At 30.7% G+C, this 17,210-nt stretch carries 20 protein-coding genes; all 20 read left to right on the top strand.

Going from position 1 to position 17,210, the window contains the following annotated elements; all coding sequences use genetic code 11:
• Positions 1–89 precede the first annotated feature (89 nt).
• The 20 genes from thpR to plsY all read left to right on the top strand — a co-directional run bounded on the left by thpR (position 90) and on the right by plsY (position 17,174).
• Entirely contained in the window at positions 90–668 is a 579-nt protein-coding gene (gene thpR / locus JOC47_RS04250; protein WP_204700731.1) for an RNA 2',3'-cyclic phosphodiesterase, read from the top strand.
• Positions 669–844: 176 nt separating this feature from the next.
• Entirely contained in the window at positions 845–1,909 is a 1,065-nt protein-coding gene (gene recA, locus JOC47_RS04245) for a recombinase RecA (RefSeq protein ID WP_204700730.1), read from the top strand.
• Positions 1,910–1,965: 56 nt separating this feature from the next.
• Positions 1,966–2,607 (top strand): RecX family transcriptional regulator, encoded by a 642-nt coding sequence (locus JOC47_RS04240; RefSeq protein ID WP_204700729.1) that lies wholly within the window; start codon positions 1,966–1,968, stop codon positions 2,605–2,607.
• A 4-nt stretch (positions 2,608–2,611) separates the two neighbouring features.
• Positions 2,612–3,583: a metallophosphoesterase gene (locus JOC47_RS04235; RefSeq protein ID WP_204700728.1), complete on the top strand. Its 972-nt coding sequence runs from the start codon at positions 2,612–2,614 to the stop codon at positions 3,581–3,583.
• A complete protein-coding gene (locus JOC47_RS04230) occupies positions 3,583–5,037 on the top strand; it encodes an AAA family ATPase (protein ID WP_204700727.1) in 1,455 nt (484 codons plus the stop codon). The genes JOC47_RS04235 and JOC47_RS04230 overlap by 1 nt, the downstream gene beginning before the upstream one ends.
• 1 nt (position 5,038) lies before the next feature.
• Positions 5,039–5,302: a hypothetical protein gene (locus JOC47_RS04225; protein WP_239550904.1), complete on the top strand. Its 264-nt coding sequence runs from the start codon at positions 5,039–5,041 to the stop codon at positions 5,300–5,302.
• Entirely contained in the window at positions 5,299–5,964 is a 666-nt protein-coding gene (locus JOC47_RS04220) for an ATP-binding protein (RefSeq protein WP_239550903.1), read from the top strand. The genes JOC47_RS04225 and JOC47_RS04220 overlap by 4 nt, the downstream gene beginning before the upstream one ends.
• 228 nt (positions 5,965–6,192) lie before the next feature.
• On the top strand, positions 6,193–7,725 hold the full coding sequence (rny, locus tag JOC47_RS04215) for a ribonuclease Y (RefSeq protein WP_204700726.1): 1,533 nt from the start codon (positions 6,193–6,195) through the stop codon (positions 7,723–7,725).
• A gap of 247 nt (positions 7,726–7,972) precedes the next feature.
• Positions 7,973–8,479 carry a hypothetical protein gene (locus JOC47_RS04210; protein WP_204700725.1) on the top strand — a complete coding sequence of 169 codons (507 nt, stop codon included), beginning with the start codon at positions 7,973–7,975 and terminating at the stop codon, positions 8,477–8,479.
• 67 nt (positions 8,480–8,546) lie between these two features.
• The gene (locus tag JOC47_RS04205) at positions 8,547–9,326 is read left to right on the top strand and encodes a TIGR00282 family metallophosphoesterase (RefSeq protein ID WP_204700724.1); all 780 of its coding nucleotides are present in this window, start codon (positions 8,547–8,549) and stop codon (positions 9,324–9,326) included.
• A 101-nt stretch (positions 9,327–9,427) separates the two neighbouring features.
• Positions 9,428–9,691 carry a stage V sporulation protein S gene (locus tag JOC47_RS04200; RefSeq protein ID WP_204700723.1) on the top strand — a complete coding sequence of 88 codons (264 nt, stop codon included), beginning with the start codon at positions 9,428–9,430 and terminating at the stop codon, positions 9,689–9,691.
• Positions 9,692–9,931: 240 nt separating this feature from the next.
• Positions 9,932–10,669, top strand: coding sequence for a DUF1614 domain-containing protein (locus tag JOC47_RS04195; RefSeq protein ID WP_204700722.1), 738 nt, complete (start codon positions 9,932–9,934; stop codon positions 10,667–10,669).
• Positions 10,659–11,741: a stage II sporulation protein P gene (spoIIP, locus tag JOC47_RS04190; RefSeq protein WP_204700721.1), complete on the top strand. Its 1,083-nt coding sequence runs from the start codon at positions 10,659–10,661 to the stop codon at positions 11,739–11,741. Before JOC47_RS04195 ends, spoIIP begins: the two co-directional genes overlap by 11 nt.
• 17 nt (positions 11,742–11,758) lie before the next feature.
• Positions 11,759–12,682, top strand: coding sequence for a YIEGIA family protein (locus JOC47_RS04185; RefSeq protein WP_204700720.1), 924 nt, complete (start codon positions 11,759–11,761; stop codon positions 12,680–12,682).
• 18 nt (positions 12,683–12,700) lie between these two features.
• A complete protein-coding gene (locus JOC47_RS04180; RefSeq protein WP_204700719.1) occupies positions 12,701–12,895 on the top strand; it encodes a capping complex subunit for YIEGIA in 195 nt (64 codons plus the stop codon).
• 11 nt (positions 12,896–12,906) lie between these two features.
• Entirely contained in the window at positions 12,907–13,350 is a 444-nt protein-coding gene (locus JOC47_RS04175) for a DUF3189 family protein (RefSeq protein WP_204700718.1), read from the top strand.
• Positions 13,350–13,814 (top strand): DUF3189 family protein, encoded by a 465-nt coding sequence (locus JOC47_RS04170; RefSeq protein ID WP_204700717.1) that lies wholly within the window; start codon positions 13,350–13,352, stop codon positions 13,812–13,814. The genes JOC47_RS04175 and JOC47_RS04170 overlap by 1 nt, the downstream gene beginning before the upstream one ends.
• A gap of 87 nt (positions 13,815–13,901) precedes the next feature.
• Positions 13,902–15,239 carry a DUF512 domain-containing protein gene (locus JOC47_RS04165; protein WP_204700716.1) on the top strand — a complete coding sequence of 446 codons (1,338 nt, stop codon included), beginning with the start codon at positions 13,902–13,904 and terminating at the stop codon, positions 15,237–15,239.
• A gap of 1 nt (position 15,240) precedes the next feature.
• Positions 15,241–16,557, top strand: coding sequence for a ribosome biogenesis GTPase Der (der, locus tag JOC47_RS04160; protein ID WP_204700715.1), 1,317 nt, complete (start codon positions 15,241–15,243; stop codon positions 16,555–16,557).
• Between the two features lie 11 nt (positions 16,558–16,568).
• On the top strand, positions 16,569–17,174 hold the full coding sequence (plsY, locus tag JOC47_RS04155) for a glycerol-3-phosphate 1-O-acyltransferase PlsY (RefSeq protein ID WP_338035316.1): 606 nt from the start codon (positions 16,569–16,571) through the stop codon (positions 17,172–17,174).
• Positions 17,175–17,210: the final 36 nt, after the last annotated feature.

The following is a 17,210-nucleotide window of genomic DNA, read 5'->3' as shown; positions in this document are numbered from 1 at the left end:
AAATGATTAATTAAGCAGGAAATTTATATCTTATAAATAATTCTAATTATGAAGCCAACTATAAATCTATCCTAAAGTGGGGTGGAAAAATGAAAGATACTAAGCGGGTTTTTATTGCGGTAGAATTAAGCGATGTTGTACAAGGTAAATTAGATAAGGCACAAAACATGTTGCGAGATTGCTCTTTAAATATCAAATGGGTTGAGAAAGAAAATTTTCATATTACTCTTAAATTTTTAGGAGATCTGACTAAAGCTGAAATCATGGAAGTTAAGGAAGAAGTAGCAGCAATAGCTAAAAAAAGTTTGCCTTTTGATATTATTATTGATGGATTAGGAGCTTTCCCCAATATAGAATATCCTAAAGTGATTTGGGCTGGAGTTGAAAAGAATAAAAGACAATTAATTAATGTGCACGAAGCAATCGAAACTCGGATGTTTGATTTAGGTTTTGAGGAAGAAAAACATGATTATACTCCCCATATTACTTTAGGAAGGGTTAGAAAAAAAGAAAAGAATTATGAATTGATTAGCGAAAAGATTGAAAAATTTCCTTTTGAAATTCAGGCTCGTCAAATAGTAGATAAAATTACAGTAATGAAAAGTAAATTAACGCCACAAGGGCCAATCTATAGTCCGGTTGCTGAATTTGAATTTGGAAATAAATAATAATTATTAGAGTACTGTTTTTACTATGTTCATAGGAAATTAGATTTAATAATTCCATTGCTTATATGATTGCTTTTTAGTAATTAATATCATATAATTATAGATGCTGATAGTTAATTATTCAATTTTGGAATTGATGTAAAGTCAGTTTATTATAGAAATAAGGAGTGAAATGTATGGCAAAAAATGAAAAAGAAAAAGCATTAGAAAGAACAATGAATCAAATTGAAAAAGAATTTGGTAAAGGTTCGATTATGAAATTAGGTGATGCTCAGGCAATGGATGTTGAATCCATTTCCACTGGGGCTTTACCATTAGATGTAGCATTAGGTGTAGGTGGAGTACCAAAGGGACGAATTGTAGAAGTTTATGGACCTGAATCTTCTGGTAAAACAACAGTAGCTTTGCATATGATAGCTGCAGCTCAAAAAGAAGGCGGAGTGGCTGCTTTTATTGATGCTGAGCATGCTTTAGATCCGCAATATGCTAAAAACTTAGAAGTTGATGTTGATGAATTACTTGTTTCTCAGCCTGATACTGGAGAGGCGGCATTAGAAATTTGTGAATCTTTAGTTAGAAGTGGAGCGATTGATATTGTTGTTATTGACTCTGTAGCTGCTTTAGTACCTAAAGCAGAGATTGAAGGAGAAATGGGAGATTCCCATGTTGGATTGCAGGCTAGATTAATGTCGCAAGCAATGAGAAAATTATCTGGTATTTTAAGCAAGTCTAGTTGTACGTGTATATTCATTAACCAGATCAGAGAAAAAGTGGGAGTTAGATTTGGTAATCCAGAAGTAACTCCAGGTGGTCGAGCACTTAAGTTTTATTCTTCTGTTCGTTTAGATATTAGAAGAAGACAAACAATTAAAGATGGAGATGAAGTATTAGGGAATAAAACTAAAGCTAAAGTTGTTAAAAATAAGGTAGCGCCACCATTTAAAACAGCAGAATTTGATATTATGTATGGTACTGGAATTTCCCAAACTGGTTGTCTTATAGATATGGGAGAAGAGTATGGTATTATTGAACGAGCTGGTTCTTGGTATTCCTATCAAGATGAAAATTTAGGACAAGGTCGGCAAAATTCTAAAGAATTTTTAGCTGAACATCCGGAAATGATGGAAGAAATCAAAGAAAAAATACTAGTTGAAGCTGGTATGAAAGAAGAAGCAGAAGTAGAAACTGAAATTGAAGATGAGAATGAAGAAAGCACTGAAGAAGAGAAAGAATCTGCATAAATTTTTGGCCCTTCTGCAAAGGAGGGCCTTTGATTTTTCTCTATAGGGGGAAAAAGATGGATAAAGTCGGCACAATTACTAAAATAGAAGTGCAAAAAAACGATAAGCAGCGTTGTTCGATCTTTGTAGATGGAAAATTTCTATTAGGTATAGAAGCAGAACTTGTTTATGAATTTCATTTAGAAAAAGGAGAAGTTTTGACCGAAGAAATGCTAAATCAATTATTAGACCAAGAAGAACTTTTAAATGCTAAACAAGCTGCTTTTAATTTATTATCTTACCGTCAGCGTAGTACTCAAGAATTAAAAGAGAGATTATTAAGAAAAGATTATGGGATAGAGATAGTTAATCAAGTAATTCATGTTTTAAATAAATTAGAATATTTAGATGACAAAGAATTTGCTACTAGTTGGATAAAAGATCGAATTACTAAAGGGTATGGCCCCTATCGAATTAGGCGACAACTAAAAGAAAAAGGTGTAGATACTAATATTATTGAAGAATGTCTAGCTGAAGAATATGATTCGCAATTAGAGTATGATTTAGCAGCTGAGTTAGCTGCTAAAAAAAGATCTCGTTACAATGATGAAGATTACCATGAGCGCAGATATAAGTTATCCAAAGTTCTAGAACGAAAGGGTTTTTCTTTTGAGACTATTAATTTAGTGTTAGATGATTTATTGACGGAAGGAGATTAATTTGATGAAGTTATTAGTAGTTAATGATACCCATATTCGGGGAACAACTCCTAGTCGAAGAGTTGATAATTTTAAAGAAACATTGTTAGATAAACTAAAAGAAGTACAGCAAATAGCAGAGAAAGAAGAAGCTGATATGGTACTTCATAGCGGGGACTTATTTGACCGGCCTGATACTGCTCCTTCAATTGTTAGTGAATTTGTTAAATTATTACGTGATTTTTCGATGCCAATTTATATAGTGGCGGGAAATCATGATTTATATGGTCATAACCCTGAAACTTTACCGCGGACTATGTTAGGTTTGTTAGTAGCTTCAGGAATAGTTAATTTGATTGGCGAAAATGGGATTATCAGAGAAAAAGATAATATAAAATTGCAATTGACTGGAAGAAGTTTTGATTATACTTTAGATAATAAAAATACTACTGCATATGAAGTTGAGAAAAGAGAAGATGTTGATTATGCGCTTCATTTAGTGCATGGGATGTTACTTGATAAACCTGTTTTTGAAGATGGTTATACTTTAATTGAAGATATAGAAACTGAGGCTGATATTACTATTACAGGACACTACCATTTAGGATACGGGATTAAAGAATTTAACAATAGTTATTTTTTAAATCCGGGTTCAATAGTTAGAATTAGTGCTGATTTAAAAGAGATAGCACGGATGCCTCAAGTGGCATTAATTGATTTGAAAGATGAAATTAATATAGAATTAATGACGCTAGATAGTGCTCAACAAGGTGAAGAAGTATTAGACCGGAGCGAATTAGAAAAACAAAAATTCAGGGAGAAAAAATTAGCAGATTTTAATCAACAAATCAGTGCTGCTGGTGAATTTAAACATTTTAAAATTGATGATATTTTAGATGAAGTAGCAAATAATCAAAATATTTCTCAAGATGTCAAAGAAGAGGCGTTAAGTAGAATTTCACAGGCACAGGAAAGATTGGGAGGCCAGAATCAATAATGAAAAATATAGAGAAAGTAGAAATCAAAAACTTTCAATCTCATCAAGAGACTGTAATTAAATTAAATGAAGGTTTTAATGTAATTACGGGTCCTTCTGATGAAGGAAAATCTGCTATTATTAGAGCTTTAAACTGGGTTTTTTATAATGAACCTTCAGGAACAGATTATATTAGAGTGGGAACTAACCGCTGTGATGTCAAGGTACAATTTGATAATGGTTATCAAATAATCAGAAGCAGAACCCCTAGTAATAGTAGGAATAGATATGAAATTATTGATCCTGAAGGGGAAAAACAGGTTTTTGAAAAAGTAGGTCGTGACGTCCCACAAGAAGTAGTTAATATTCATGGGATGCCTAAAATTGAATTTGATCAAGATTTCAAAATGAATTTGAATTTTGATCATCAATTAGGGGGCTCTTTTTTACTAGATAGTAGCCAAGCTAATAGTGCGAAAGTAATTGGTGGTTTACTTGATGTTCATTTAGTTGATTCTGCTATTAGAGATACTACTAATGATATAACTAATCAAAAAAGAAAAGAGAAAGAATTAGAAGAAGAAAAAGAAAAACTTGAAACTCAGCTGCAAAAATTTGATCATCTACCTGAGTTAAGAAAAGAAATAAGCCGGAAAGAAAAATTGCTTAATAAAATTAAAGAAGTTAAACTCAAATTAGAGAAGTTTAAATCTTATCAGCAAAATTTAGCAGAGATTAATCATAAAATAAAAAAATCTAAAAAGATTATTAGTTCTTTGAATAATTTATCTCAAATAAATGATTTATTATCTGAGTTAAAAGATAAAAAAGTATTTTTGGAAAGATTATCTAGACTTAAAAAAAGATTTAAGAATTCTAAAGAGAAAGAAAAAAAGCTAAAAGAGGTTTTAAAAGAGGTTAAGGATATAGAAAAAGTAAAAGAAATAGTGAAAAAATCAGAAAATAAATTAGCAGGCTATCACGAATTAAAAGAGTTAAATAAAGATTATCAATTGAAAGAAAAGAGAATTACTAAAGGTAGAAGTTATTTAAATAACTTCTCAAATGTAGAACAAGTAAGAGAATTAAAAAGTGAATTACTAGAAAAGTATGATAAATTAGCAGAATTAAAAGAATTTAAAGATAAATTAGTTGAATTCAATAATGGTATTAAGAATAATCAACAATTAATTAAAAAATTCCCTTCTTCTGCTGAAGAAAAAAAGTTAAAGAGAAAGTTAGCAGACGGACTGAGTCAATTGCAATCTTTGCGTAATTTAAAAAGAGATAAGGAAAAATTAAAGAAGAAGCTCAAATACAAGCGAGAACAGTTAGAGCAAAAGCAAGGTAAAGTTGAAGAGTTAGTTGATGAATATAGTCGATTGCTTAAAGAGGCAGGAAGATGTCCTACTTGTTATAGTGAAGTGGATGAAGAATTAATTAATGGTTTAATTAATAAATATAGGGAGGATTAAAATGATGGAAAATTATGAAGAGGAAATTGATGAAATTAAAAATAAATTAGATAAGGCAAATAGATTGAAAGTTAAATCGGAAACTACCTTGGAAAATTTAGAAGAAGAGCGAGAAAAACTGTTAGCAGAAATTAAGGAACAAGGAGTAAAACCAGATGAATTAGATGAAGAAATTGAAAATTTAGAAGAGGAATTAGATGATTTAATTGAAGAAGCTAAAAATTTATTACCAGAAGATGAAATTTTAGAAGGAAAGTTCAAATGATGGGAGTAGAACAATTAGTATCAGCCTTGCAGAAGGACATTGAAGAAAAAAAAGCTGTTTATAATAACCAAAAAGGACAAAAAGAGCAGTTAGAAAAAAATAAAGAAGAAATCATAAAAAAATTAGAAAAGTGTAGAGAAGATATAGACCTATTAGAACAAGTTAATATTTATTTACAGCAAGTTTCTGATCATGCTCGTCATCAAGCTAAAGAACAAATTGAAGCCTTAGTAACTCAAGCTCTGCAATTTGTATTTGGAGAACAGTTTAGTTTTGAGGTGGAGATAGAAGAAAAGAGAAGTAGACCAGCTGCAGAATTTTATGTTGTTTCACAATATGGAGAACAAAAAATAAAGAATCGACCTCAAGATGCTCGTGGTGGTGGTGTTGTGGATGTAGTATCCCTTGCTTTAAGAATAGCAGTACTGCAGACTTTTTCTCGTCCTAAAATATTAGGGCCTTTAGTTTTAGATGAGCCTACTAAGCATGTTAGTGAAGAATATATTACTAGAGTAACTAAATTTTTAAAAAATGTTTCTGAAATGTATGGACGTCAAATTATTGTAGTTACGCACCAACAGCATTTATCTCAAGTAGCTGATAAAGCATTTTTAGTAGAATTATCTGGTAGTAAAAGCAAAGTTAAGGTTAATAATGAGTGAAAGATTAGTAGAATTAGTATTAAAAATACAAATATTTTTAATTAAATAGTGGTAAATTGCAAATATCAGTTATACTTTCTTGACATAAATAGTAGTAGGAGATAAAATATTTATAAAGTATGCTTATTTCCAGGGAGATATTGGTTAAGAATTAGCAGGACTGAATAAAAGTTTAAAATTAATTACCTCCCTGATATAAAGTAAATAAAAAATGGAGGTGAGTAGAGGATGTGGATTTTATTAGCAACAATTGGTGGTTTACTAATTGGAAGTATAATCGGCTTTGCTGTTAGGAAATATATTGCTGAAAGTAAAATTGGTTCTGCTGAAAAAGAAGCAGAAAGAATTATTAATGATGCTGAAAAAGAAGCAGAATCAATTAAAAGAGAAGCAACGGTGGAGGCTAAAGAAAAAGCCCATAAAATAAAAGATGAAGTGGAAGAAGAATGCCGAGAAAGAAGAACTGAATTACAGCGTTTTGAAAATAGATTAATCAAAAAAGAAGATAATTTAGAAAGCAAAGCTGAAAAATTAGAAGCTACAAAGCAAGAATTAGAGGAAAGAGAAGAAAAGATAGAATCTAAAGAAGAAGAAATTAATGAATTACATCAAGAACAAGTTGAAAAATTAGAAGAAATTGCAGGACTAACTACTCAAGAGGCAAAGGATGTATTGTTGAAACGAGTTGAAAATGAGGTTGAGCATGAAACAGCAAAATTAATTAAGGATTTAGAATCGCAAGCTAAAGAGAAAGCAGATAAAAAGGCTCGCGAAATTATTTCCACTGCTATACAGCGATGTGCTGCTGACCATGTAGCAGAAACTACTGTTTCAGTAGTTTCTCTACCTAATGATGAGATGAAAGGTAGAATAATTGGTCGTGAAGGAAGAAATATTAGAGCATTAGAGAGCTTAACAGGAATTGATTTAATTATTGATGATACTCCAGAAGCAGTTATTATTTCTGGTTTTGATCCTGTAAAAAGAGAAATAGCAAGAATTGCTTTAGAAAAATTAATTGCTGATGGTAGAATTCATCCAGCAAGAATTGAAGAAATGGTTGAAAAAGCTAAGGAAGAATTAGATGATAAAATTTATGAAGTTGGAGAGCAAGCTACTTTTGATACAGAAGTTCATGGTTTAGATGATGAAATTATTACTTTATTAGGTAGATTAAAGTATCGTACAAGCTATGGACAGAATGTGTTACAACACTCAATTGAAGTTTCTCACCTAGCTGGAATTATGGCAGCTGAGTTAGGAGTAAATGTTAAAGTAGCTAAAAGAGCTGGATTACTTCATGATTTAGGGAAAGCAGTTGATCATGAGATTGAAGGTTCTCACGTTCAAATTGGAGTTGACATTGCTCGAAAACATGGTGAAAAAGAGGAAGTGCTTCATGCTATCGAAGCTCATCATGGTGATGTAGAAACTAATTCGATTGAAGCAGTTTTAGTTGCTGCAGCTGATTCTGTATCTGCTGCTCGTCCTGGAGCTCGTAGAGAAACTTTAGAATCTTATATTAAGCGTTTGGAAAATTTAGAGAACATTGCTGACTCATTTGATGGTGTAGAAAAAGCTTATGCTATTCAAGCAGGCCGTGAAGTAAGAATTATGGTTGAACCTAATCAAATAGATGATGCTAAAGCAAGCAAATTAGCTTATGATGTTTCTAATGAAATTGAAGAAGATTTAGATTATCCAGGTCAAATTAAAGTTACAGTAGTTAGAGAGACAAGAGCAATTGAATATGCTAAATAATAGTTTAACTTATTAAATTTGTCCTAAAAGTGACCATCATTTGATGGTCACTTTTTTTATTGAATAAAGTATACTTTATTTGCTGAGTGTTGATAACTGGCAACTGTCATTTAAATGGATGTTAGATTATTTTTGTTATATAATGAAATCTTTTCTTAAGGACTAAGGCAGGATTTAATCTATTTCTATGTAATCAATTAATTAGTCATCTCTAATCTAACTAAAAAATTAATTAAAGGAGTTAGTTATGCAATTAAATAATTTGAATACTAAAGGATCCAATAATAGTGTTGACTTATTAACTACCATATTAATTAATTATTCTGTAATTAATAAAGTTAATATTAATTGTAATGATTTAGATTTATTTTTTTTAGTCCAGAAAAAGATTACTAACAATGAATGGAGGGAAACAGTTAAATTAATTCAACAGCAGTATAGAGTGTTTAATAAATTAGAGGGATATAAAAATACCTGTTTGAAGATTAAGATGGATAATTATCAAGATTTAACTACAATAAAGTTAAGTACTCGATTGAAATATTTAACTTCAGAACAAATTAAAATTCTTGTTATTATTTTAGAAAAGATATTTTTATCTGAATTAGTACAAGAAGATTTAAATATGTATGAATATAAATCAACTTCACTAACTGAATTATTATCATTAGTAAAGCGGGAAGCAAATAATAATTATTTAGCTTATAAAGAGGAAAATAAAATATTTGTTTATCACAAAGGTACACTTGAATAAAAAATATCATTTAATATGAATAAATTATTTTATATGGGGTAATGTAAATAAGGAAGGAGTTAAAGTAGTGGAAGTTTTAATGATTGGAGATATTGTTGGAAGAGCAGGAAGAAGAGCAGTTAGAAAGACACTTGATAATTTAGATTTAGAACCGGATTTTATAATTGCTAATGGAGAAAATGCAGCAGGAGGATTTGGATTAACTAAAGATGTAGTAGAAGAATTAATTGGTTATGGGATTGATTTATTAACTACTGGTAACCATGTGTGGGATAATAAAGAAATATTTGATTTTATTGAAGAGAGTAATTATGTGATCAGGCCCTATAATTATCCCTCTTCAACTCCAGGAGTAGGTTTTAAGATTATAGAAAAGAATAATTTTAAATTAGGAGTTTTGAATGTGATTGGGCGAGTTTATTTAGGAAATTATGATTGTCCTTTTAAAGTTGCTGATAAAATAATAAGAAAACTAAATAATAAAGTAGATGCAATTATAGTAGATTTTCATGCTGAAGCAACTTCTGAAAAACAAGCTTTAGGCAGATACTTAGATGGGAAAGCAGGGGCAGTAGTAGGGACTCATACTCATGTTCAAACAGCAGATGAAAAAATATTGTCTGGTGGTACAGCTTATATTACAGATGTAGGGTTTAGTGGAGCCCAAGATTCTATTTTAGGAATGGATGCCGAAGAACCTATTAATGGATTTTTAACTCAAATAAAAAAAAGATTTAAAGTTGGAACAGGGGATACAGAACTCTCGGGAGTGATTATTGAGTTCGATGAAGAGACTGGTGATGCCTGTTTGATTAATCGCATAAAACGATGTCACAATAATAATTAAAAAAATTTAAATTTTTTTAATTATTTAGCAGGAATTATTTTGTAAATATTGAAATATGTATATTAGTCAGGATAATTTATAAAATAAGAGGAGGTATTAACATGGAAGTACTAAAAGTATCATCCAATTCAAGACCTAAATCTGTAGCAGGAGCTTTAGCTGGAGTTTTGAGAGAAAGAGGAGAAGCTGAACTTCAGTCAATAGGTGCTGGAGCATTGAATCAAGCTATAAAAGCAGTAGCGATTGCGCGAGGATATGTTGCTCCTAGTGGAATGGACTTGATTTGTATTCCCGCTTTTACTGATATTGAGATTGACGGAGAAGAGCGGACGGCTATTAAGTTAATTGTGAAACCACGGAAGTAAATTGAATATGTGTACATAAAACACCCTCACAAGCCAATGGGGGTGTTTTTATTTTTTTGATGTTGCGTAAAAAGATGCAGATGATTTTTTATGTTGTTAACTTTGAGATTTGCTAAATACTAATATTTAATAGTTAGATGGGTGCAAGCCCATTTTTTTATTTTAAAGTCATGAATAATTTATGATGAATAGTTTTATAATAATTGATGTAACTTAAATTGAAGATCATGGAGGGGTAATATGGAATTAGGAATTATTATTTTAATTGTACTAGAATTACTGATTTATTTTGGCTTGGCGGAAAGAGTGATTAATAAATTAGGACTAAGTAAAAATCTATTATTAATATTTTTCACCTTAATGATAGTAGGAAGTTTTATTGATATTCCTATTAGTTCCACCCCAGATATCAGTATTAATCTTGGTGGTACAATAGTTCCAGTAGTTTTAGCAATTTATATATTATCTAAAGCAGATGATAATATAGAGATTTTAAGGTCTTTAATTGCTGTAATTATTACAGGTGGTATTATTTATGCCTTAACCCAAATTTATCAATTTGAAGAAGGGCATACTTTTATTGATAGTAATTATTTGTTCCCTATTGTTGCTGGAGTAACTGCTTATTTAATTGGGCATTCTCGTAGAGCATCATTTATTGCTGGGACTTTAGGATTTTTAATTTATGATATTATACATTTAATTAAAATAACTTTGGGAGGAGTACCTGGACAAGCAGCAATTGGAGGAGCAGGTATTTTTGACTCGATTGTTATTTCTGGAGTTTTAGCAGTACTATTGTGTGAGGTAGTAGGAGAAATTTTTGAACGGCTTATCTCTGACCGCAAGCAAGAAAAGCAACAAGAATTTAATCAGCAATTTACAAGACCAGATGTGGAGTTTGGAAGTTTAACAGAAGATGAAAAAAATAATACAGAAGATGATGATAACAGGAGGGAAGAAGAAAATGAAGAGTAAAAAAATTATTATTGTAGTTATCTTTATTATTTTATTTAATTTAATATTAATAACTAAACTACAAGCAGAAGAAGTTAATCATTTTACTGTGGTTGATAAACAAGGGCAGACTATATTTGAGACAGCAATGGAAGTCAGCAAGGGGGATTACTATATCAATGAAGAAAATAAAAAATATAAAGTAATTAAAGTCAATGGAAAGAAAGGAATTGCCAAATTTATTGCTAAAGTAGATCTGTTGGAAGATGATAAATTATTAACTTCTTCTCAAGGCCTTTTGGCTCAAGGTGCTAAAAAGTTAGTAGCAATTTATAATACTCATAGTGATGAATCATATAAGCCTACAAGTGGTAGTCATAGTGAACCTGGGGGAGGAGATGTTTATAAAATAGCAGCTAGTTTTGCTAATGCTTTAGAAAACAAGGGAGTTAATGTAATTCAAGATAAAAGTAAACATGATCCTCATGATGGAGGGGCTTATGAACGCTCTAGAAGAACAGCAGTTAAACTAATAAAAAAAAGACCTGATGCCTTATTCGATATTCATCGTGATGGGGTAGCTAATCCACAAGAATATGTAACTGAAATCAATGGGAAAAGAATAGCCAAAATACGATTAGTTATAGGAAGACAAAATCCGCAGCTGAATGTAAATAGTAAATTTGCTAAACAAGTTAAAGCAGTTACAGATCAAAAATATCCTGGCTTAATTAAAGGTATTTTTTATGCTAAAGGGAAGTATAATCAGGATTTATCGCCCCGGTCATTATTGATAGAAGCAGGAACTCATGTGATATCTCAAGATATGGCTGTAAGCAGTATTAATCTTTTAGCTGATACTATTAATGATTTATTATATGGAAAAAATAGTGAGAAAGCAAAATCGGAACAAAATTCTAGTTCTATTAGTTCTATTTTTATTATTTTATTAGTTGTTTCTGTAGTAGGTGGTTTTTTATATATAGCAAATAAAAGGGGAGTAATTGATAAAGGTTTTAGTGATTCAATGGGGATTGAAGAGAAAAAAGAAACTATTGAAGACCTTACTAATATAGATGATTCAGATGATTAAAAATTGAGGTGTAAGTTATGAAACATTGGCAGATGATAATAGCGGCAGTAGTAGTAGGAACTTGTGCTCGGTTAATAATGTTAAAAATTGATTATCGCCAATATCCTGGTTATCCTCATGGATATATAATTCATTTAACTTTGGGATTTATAGCTGCTGCTTTAGGCGGGTTGGTAATTCCAGCTTTAATAGAAGAAAGCTATGTAGCAGTAACATTTTTAGCTCTTGCTGCTCAACAATTTAGAGCTGTTAGAGAAGCTGAAAGAGATTTTTTACAAGAATTAGAAAAAACGGAACTAGTAAAACGTGGGCAAGCGTATATTGAAGGGATTTCTAAGGTTTTTGAAGCTAGAAACTATTTAGCTATGATTACTTCATTTATTACTACTTTAGGTTATTATGTATTTGATTTATTAGATTATGCTTTAGTTTTTAGATTAGTAGGTGCTTTAAGCAGTGGAATATTAGTAGCTTATTTATTGCATATATTAATGTCAGAGAAAACAATAGGCGATATTGCTGAAGTTGAGGTAGTTGAATTAGAGTTTTGTGGACCAGAGAATAAAAATATTGCAGTAGAAAATGTAGTGATTATGAATTTAGGATTAAATGAATCACTAGAAAAATGGAAGAAATATGGCTTAGGAATTGTGATTGCTCCTAAAGATGATAATTCTCGGGCTACTTTAGCAAATGTAGGTCAACGTCAAGCTATTATTCATGATGTAACGACTCAATTAGGAGTTCAATTAGACCTTGGTGTGCAAGATTATACACCACTGGCACGATTAAATCTCAATACCGGCCGAGTATATATAATTGTAATTCCTATTGAAAAAGATGCATCATGCATTAAAGAAGCAGTTAATAATACTCCAGTTTTAGAAGGAGTTAAACGTCGACCTTTGGCGTCAAAAGTAGGACAAGAAGCAGCTGACTAATTTAAGAGAGGGATTAATATGGATATAAATAATTATATTTTAGCAATTGTTACTACAAATGAAGATAAAGATAAAATTGCTAATGGTTCTACCCCTGTTTTTTATGCTGATGAGCAAGAAGAATTAGAATATATTGCCCAGTTGATTTCACGTTTAACTATGTCAATGGTACATGATTTAGGTAATGGAGTTTATATTTTAATTAAACATTAGGAGTTTAAAAAATGAAAATTATTTTTTATAGTAGTCGAGACAACAAATTAGCAAAATGGATTGCTTACAGTTATTTGAATTATATTAATTCAGAGCAGATAACAAAAAAAATAGAGGATATATTTTTAGAAGATGATGATTTATTTAAGAATAATCTTTGTTATTTAGGGAATAGTTCTGATAATTGTCAAGTTATCGCTTTAGGATGTTATGGACAAAATAATATAATACTTAATTTGATTACTGCTTTAAATAATATATATTCTATTCAAGAAGAAGTTATTTTGATAAATATTGATTCAATCTATAATTCATCTATTAATTTAGGTTTAAAAGCAATTGATTTCAAACTCCAAGGTTTAGGATTTTTATTGCTTAAAAAAGGAATTATTGCTGAAAGATCTAAAATCAACAAATTAGTAGAAGAAATCAAAGAGAGGATAGAAATAGATTAATGAAAATCATTTATTATTGTTATGGGGGAACCCATTCTTCGGTTTTAGCAGCTGCCATTCATACTGGTCAATTAGTGAGCAAGGGAGTGCCAAGTAAAAAGCAGATTAATGACTTAGCACTTTATGATAAGATTTCTAAGAAAGAATTAGGGCGTCCTTTTTTTTATGGAGCAGATGAATTTGGGAATTTAGTTTATGTTTTAGGATTAGGTTCTAAAAGAGAATTAATTAAAGAGTTTTTACTAGATTATTTGAAGTTATTTAATATTAAAACGGAAGAAATAATTTTAGTAGCAGCATTACCTTATGTTAGTTCTTTTACTAAAATAGGAGGTTTTCTATCACGTCGGCTGGGACTAGTAAGTTTAGGGCGTCCAATAGTAACTTATACATTACAAAAGTTATATCCAGAATATGATAATCTAGTATCGCAAGTTAAAGCCAAGTTGAGAAACATTGATTAAATACAAAGTTTCTCTTTATCCCTTGACTATTAGCGATTATTATAAGATAATGTAATAATGGATATGAATTAATTAGAGGTGAGAAAGATGGAACAAGAAGAAATAAATAGCTATATTGAAATAGAAGGAATAAAAGAAAATAGTATTGCTGACGAGATTGATTTAGAAGCAGGAGATAAACTAGTTAAAATTGATGGACAAGTATTAAGTGATTATATTGATTATAAATTTTTAGTAACTGATAATTATTTGGAGTTAGAAGTAGTCAAAGAAAGTGGAGAATATTGGGTTATAGAAGTAGAAAAAGGTTTTGATGAAGAATTAGGAATTGAATTTTCTGATATTGTTTTTGATGGTTTGAAAACCTGTCATAATAATTGTATTTTTTGTTTTGTGGACCAAATGCCAGATGAATGTAGAAATACTTTAAGTATTAAAGATGATGATTACCGTTTTTCCTTTTTAAAAGGTAGTTATACAACTTTAACTAATCTGTCCAGTGAAGAATTTAATAGAATTAAACGAATGCATTTGAGCCCAATAAATATTTCTGTGCACAGTACTAATGCTGAAGTAAGAAAGCAGATGCTAAACAATAAAAATGCTGGGAAAATTTTAGAACAGGTCGAAGAATTAGTGACAGCAGGAATTGAAGTCAATACTCAAGTTGTACTTTGTCCTGGGGTTAATGATGGACAATATTTAAGAAAGACAATTGAAGATTTAGGGGAATTTGCTCCTCAGGTGAGGTCTTTAGCTATTGTACCTGTAGGTTTAACTAAATATAGAGAAGGTTTAGCTGACTTGCGTTCTTTCACTGCTGAAGAGGCAAAAGAAGTAATTACAATGGTGGAAGAATACCAAACTCAATTTCAAGATGAGTTTGGTAGTAGTTTTGTTTATTTAGCAGATGAATTTTATTTATTAGCAGGAGAAGAAATTCCTAAGGAAGAACGTTATGATGATTTTCCCCAGTTAGAGAATGGGGTAGGAATGGTGAGATTATTAAGAAATGAGTTTGAAGAACTAAAAGAAAATCTTCCAGAAGAAATAGAAACTGAGAGAAAAATAACTTTACTTACAGGTGAATTAGGATTTGAATCGCTAAAGCCGATTATTAATCAATTAAATAAAATAGATAATTTAGAATTAGAAGCCTTAGTCATGGAAAATGATTTTTTTGGTTCTCAAGTAACTGTTACAGGTTTATTGACAGGACAAGATATTTTGAAGCAGCTTCAAGAAACTGAAAGTGACTTGGGAGATTTAATGTTAGTACCTGATATTTTATTAAATGATGATAATTTATTTTTAGATGATTTAAGTTGGGAGCAGTTTAAAGAAAAAATAGATCAAAAAGTAATTAAAGTAGATACTACTGCTCAAGATTTAGTAGAAATAGTTTTAGAAAGCAGGAGGGGTTAAAATGAGAAAACCAGTAGTAGCAATTGTAGGTCGACCTAATGTAGGTAAATCAACTTTGTTTAATCGAATTATTGGTGAACGTAGATCAATTGTAGAGGATACACCTAATGTCACAAGAGATAGATTATATGAGGAGACAGAATGGTTAGGAAGACCATTTTTGTTAGTTGATACAGGTGGCATTGAATTTAATAAAGAAACAAAATTAAAAGATAAGATGCATTATCAAACAGAAATTGCTATTGAAGAGGCAGATGTTATTCTGTTTTTAGTAGATGTTAGAGAGGGATTGACTAATGATGACCGTGAAATTGCTAATTATTTAAGACAGACTGAAAAACCGGTTATTTTAACTGCAAATAAGGCTGAAAATAATGAACAAGCAGAAATGGATAAGTATGAGTTTTATGAATTAGGTTTTGAAGATGTACAATTAGTATCAGCAGAACATGGATTGAGAACAGGTGACTTGCTTGATAAAATAATTAGTCATTTTTCTGATGTAGAAAGTGACCCTTATGATGAAAATAAGACGAAGTTTTCTGTGATTGGACGTCCTAATGTAGGAAAGTCTTCTTTAGTGAACAGGGTTTTAGGTGAAGATAGAGTTGTGGTTAGTGATGTTTCAGGGACCACAAGAGATGCGATTGATACACCGTTTCGTGATCAAGATAATGAATATGTAATTATTGATACAGCGGGAATAAGAAAAAAAGGAAAAGTAATACCTGGTGTAGAAAAATATAGTGTAATAAGGGCTCTTAAAGCAATCGATCGTTCTGATGTTTCATTAGTAGTTATTGATGCTGATGAAGGGATTACTCACCAAGATAAAAAGGTAGCAGGTTATGCTCATGAGCAAGGGAAAGGTGTTATAGTAGTTTTTAATAAGTGGGATTTAGTTGAAAAAGATAACAAAACTATGGATCGCTACATTGAAGGTCTTAGATATGAATTAGGATTTCTAAATTATGCTCCAGTAACTTTTGTTTCAGCTTTAACTGGGCAGCGGGTAATAGAAATTTTAGATATTATCGATTATGTAGCGGACCAATGTGCTAAAAGAGTAGAAACAAAAGTTTTAAATAATGTAATAGAGGAAGCAGTGGCAATGAATCAACCACCATCTAATAAGCAGGGGAAAAGATTAAAAATTTATTATGCTACTCAGCCAAGTGTTAAACCACCATTTTTCGTCTTCTTTGTTAATGATAAAGAATTAGTACATTTTTCTTATAAACGTTATTTAGAAAATGAGTTACGTGAGGCTTTTGGTTTTGAAGGAACACCTATTCGCATGAAATTTAAAAATAGGTAAACGAGGGGGAGATTAAAATTAAGATTTTATTAGTTCTAGCAGTTGCTTATTTATTAGGTTCTATTCCTTTTGGCTTAATAGTAGGTAAATTAGTTACCGGAAAAGATATTCGTGATCAAGGTAGTGGTAATACTGGGGCTACTAATGCTTATCGTTTAATGGGGTTAGGATTTGGCTTATTAGTTGCTTTATTAGATATTGGTAAAGGAGTAGCGGCGGTTAAAATAGCGCAAATGGTTTTAGGTCAATCATCTGAATTATTAATTTTATTAGCAGGAGTTATGGCTATTGTAGGTCACAATTTATCTATTTTCTTGAAATTTGATGGAGGTCGTGGTGTAGCTACTTCAGTAGGAGTATTAGGAAGTCTTGCTCCAGTGGAAGTTTTAATTGTAGGAGCAATTTGGTTTACTATTATTTTGTTAACACGATATGTTTCATTAGGTTCTATTACAGGAGCAGTAATTTTACCTATTTTAATGTTTGCTTTTGGTAAACCAAATTTTATAATCATTTTTGGGGTTTTAATTTCGGCTTTTGTAATTTATAGTCATAAAGACAATATCAATCGTTTATTAAATGGTAATGAAAATAAAATTAGCTGGCCGAATGATTAATTTTAATCTATATAAAGTGGCACTATCGTGCCACTA

The sequence above is a fragment of the Halanaerobacter jeridensis genome, assembly GCF_016908315.1.
GTDB lineage: Bacteria > Bacillota > Halanaerobiia > Halobacteroidales > Halobacteroidaceae > Halanaerobacter > Halanaerobacter jeridensis.
The sequence above is the reverse complement of the archived record's forward strand: the minus strand, read 5'-3'. Positions and strand labels throughout refer to the sequence as shown.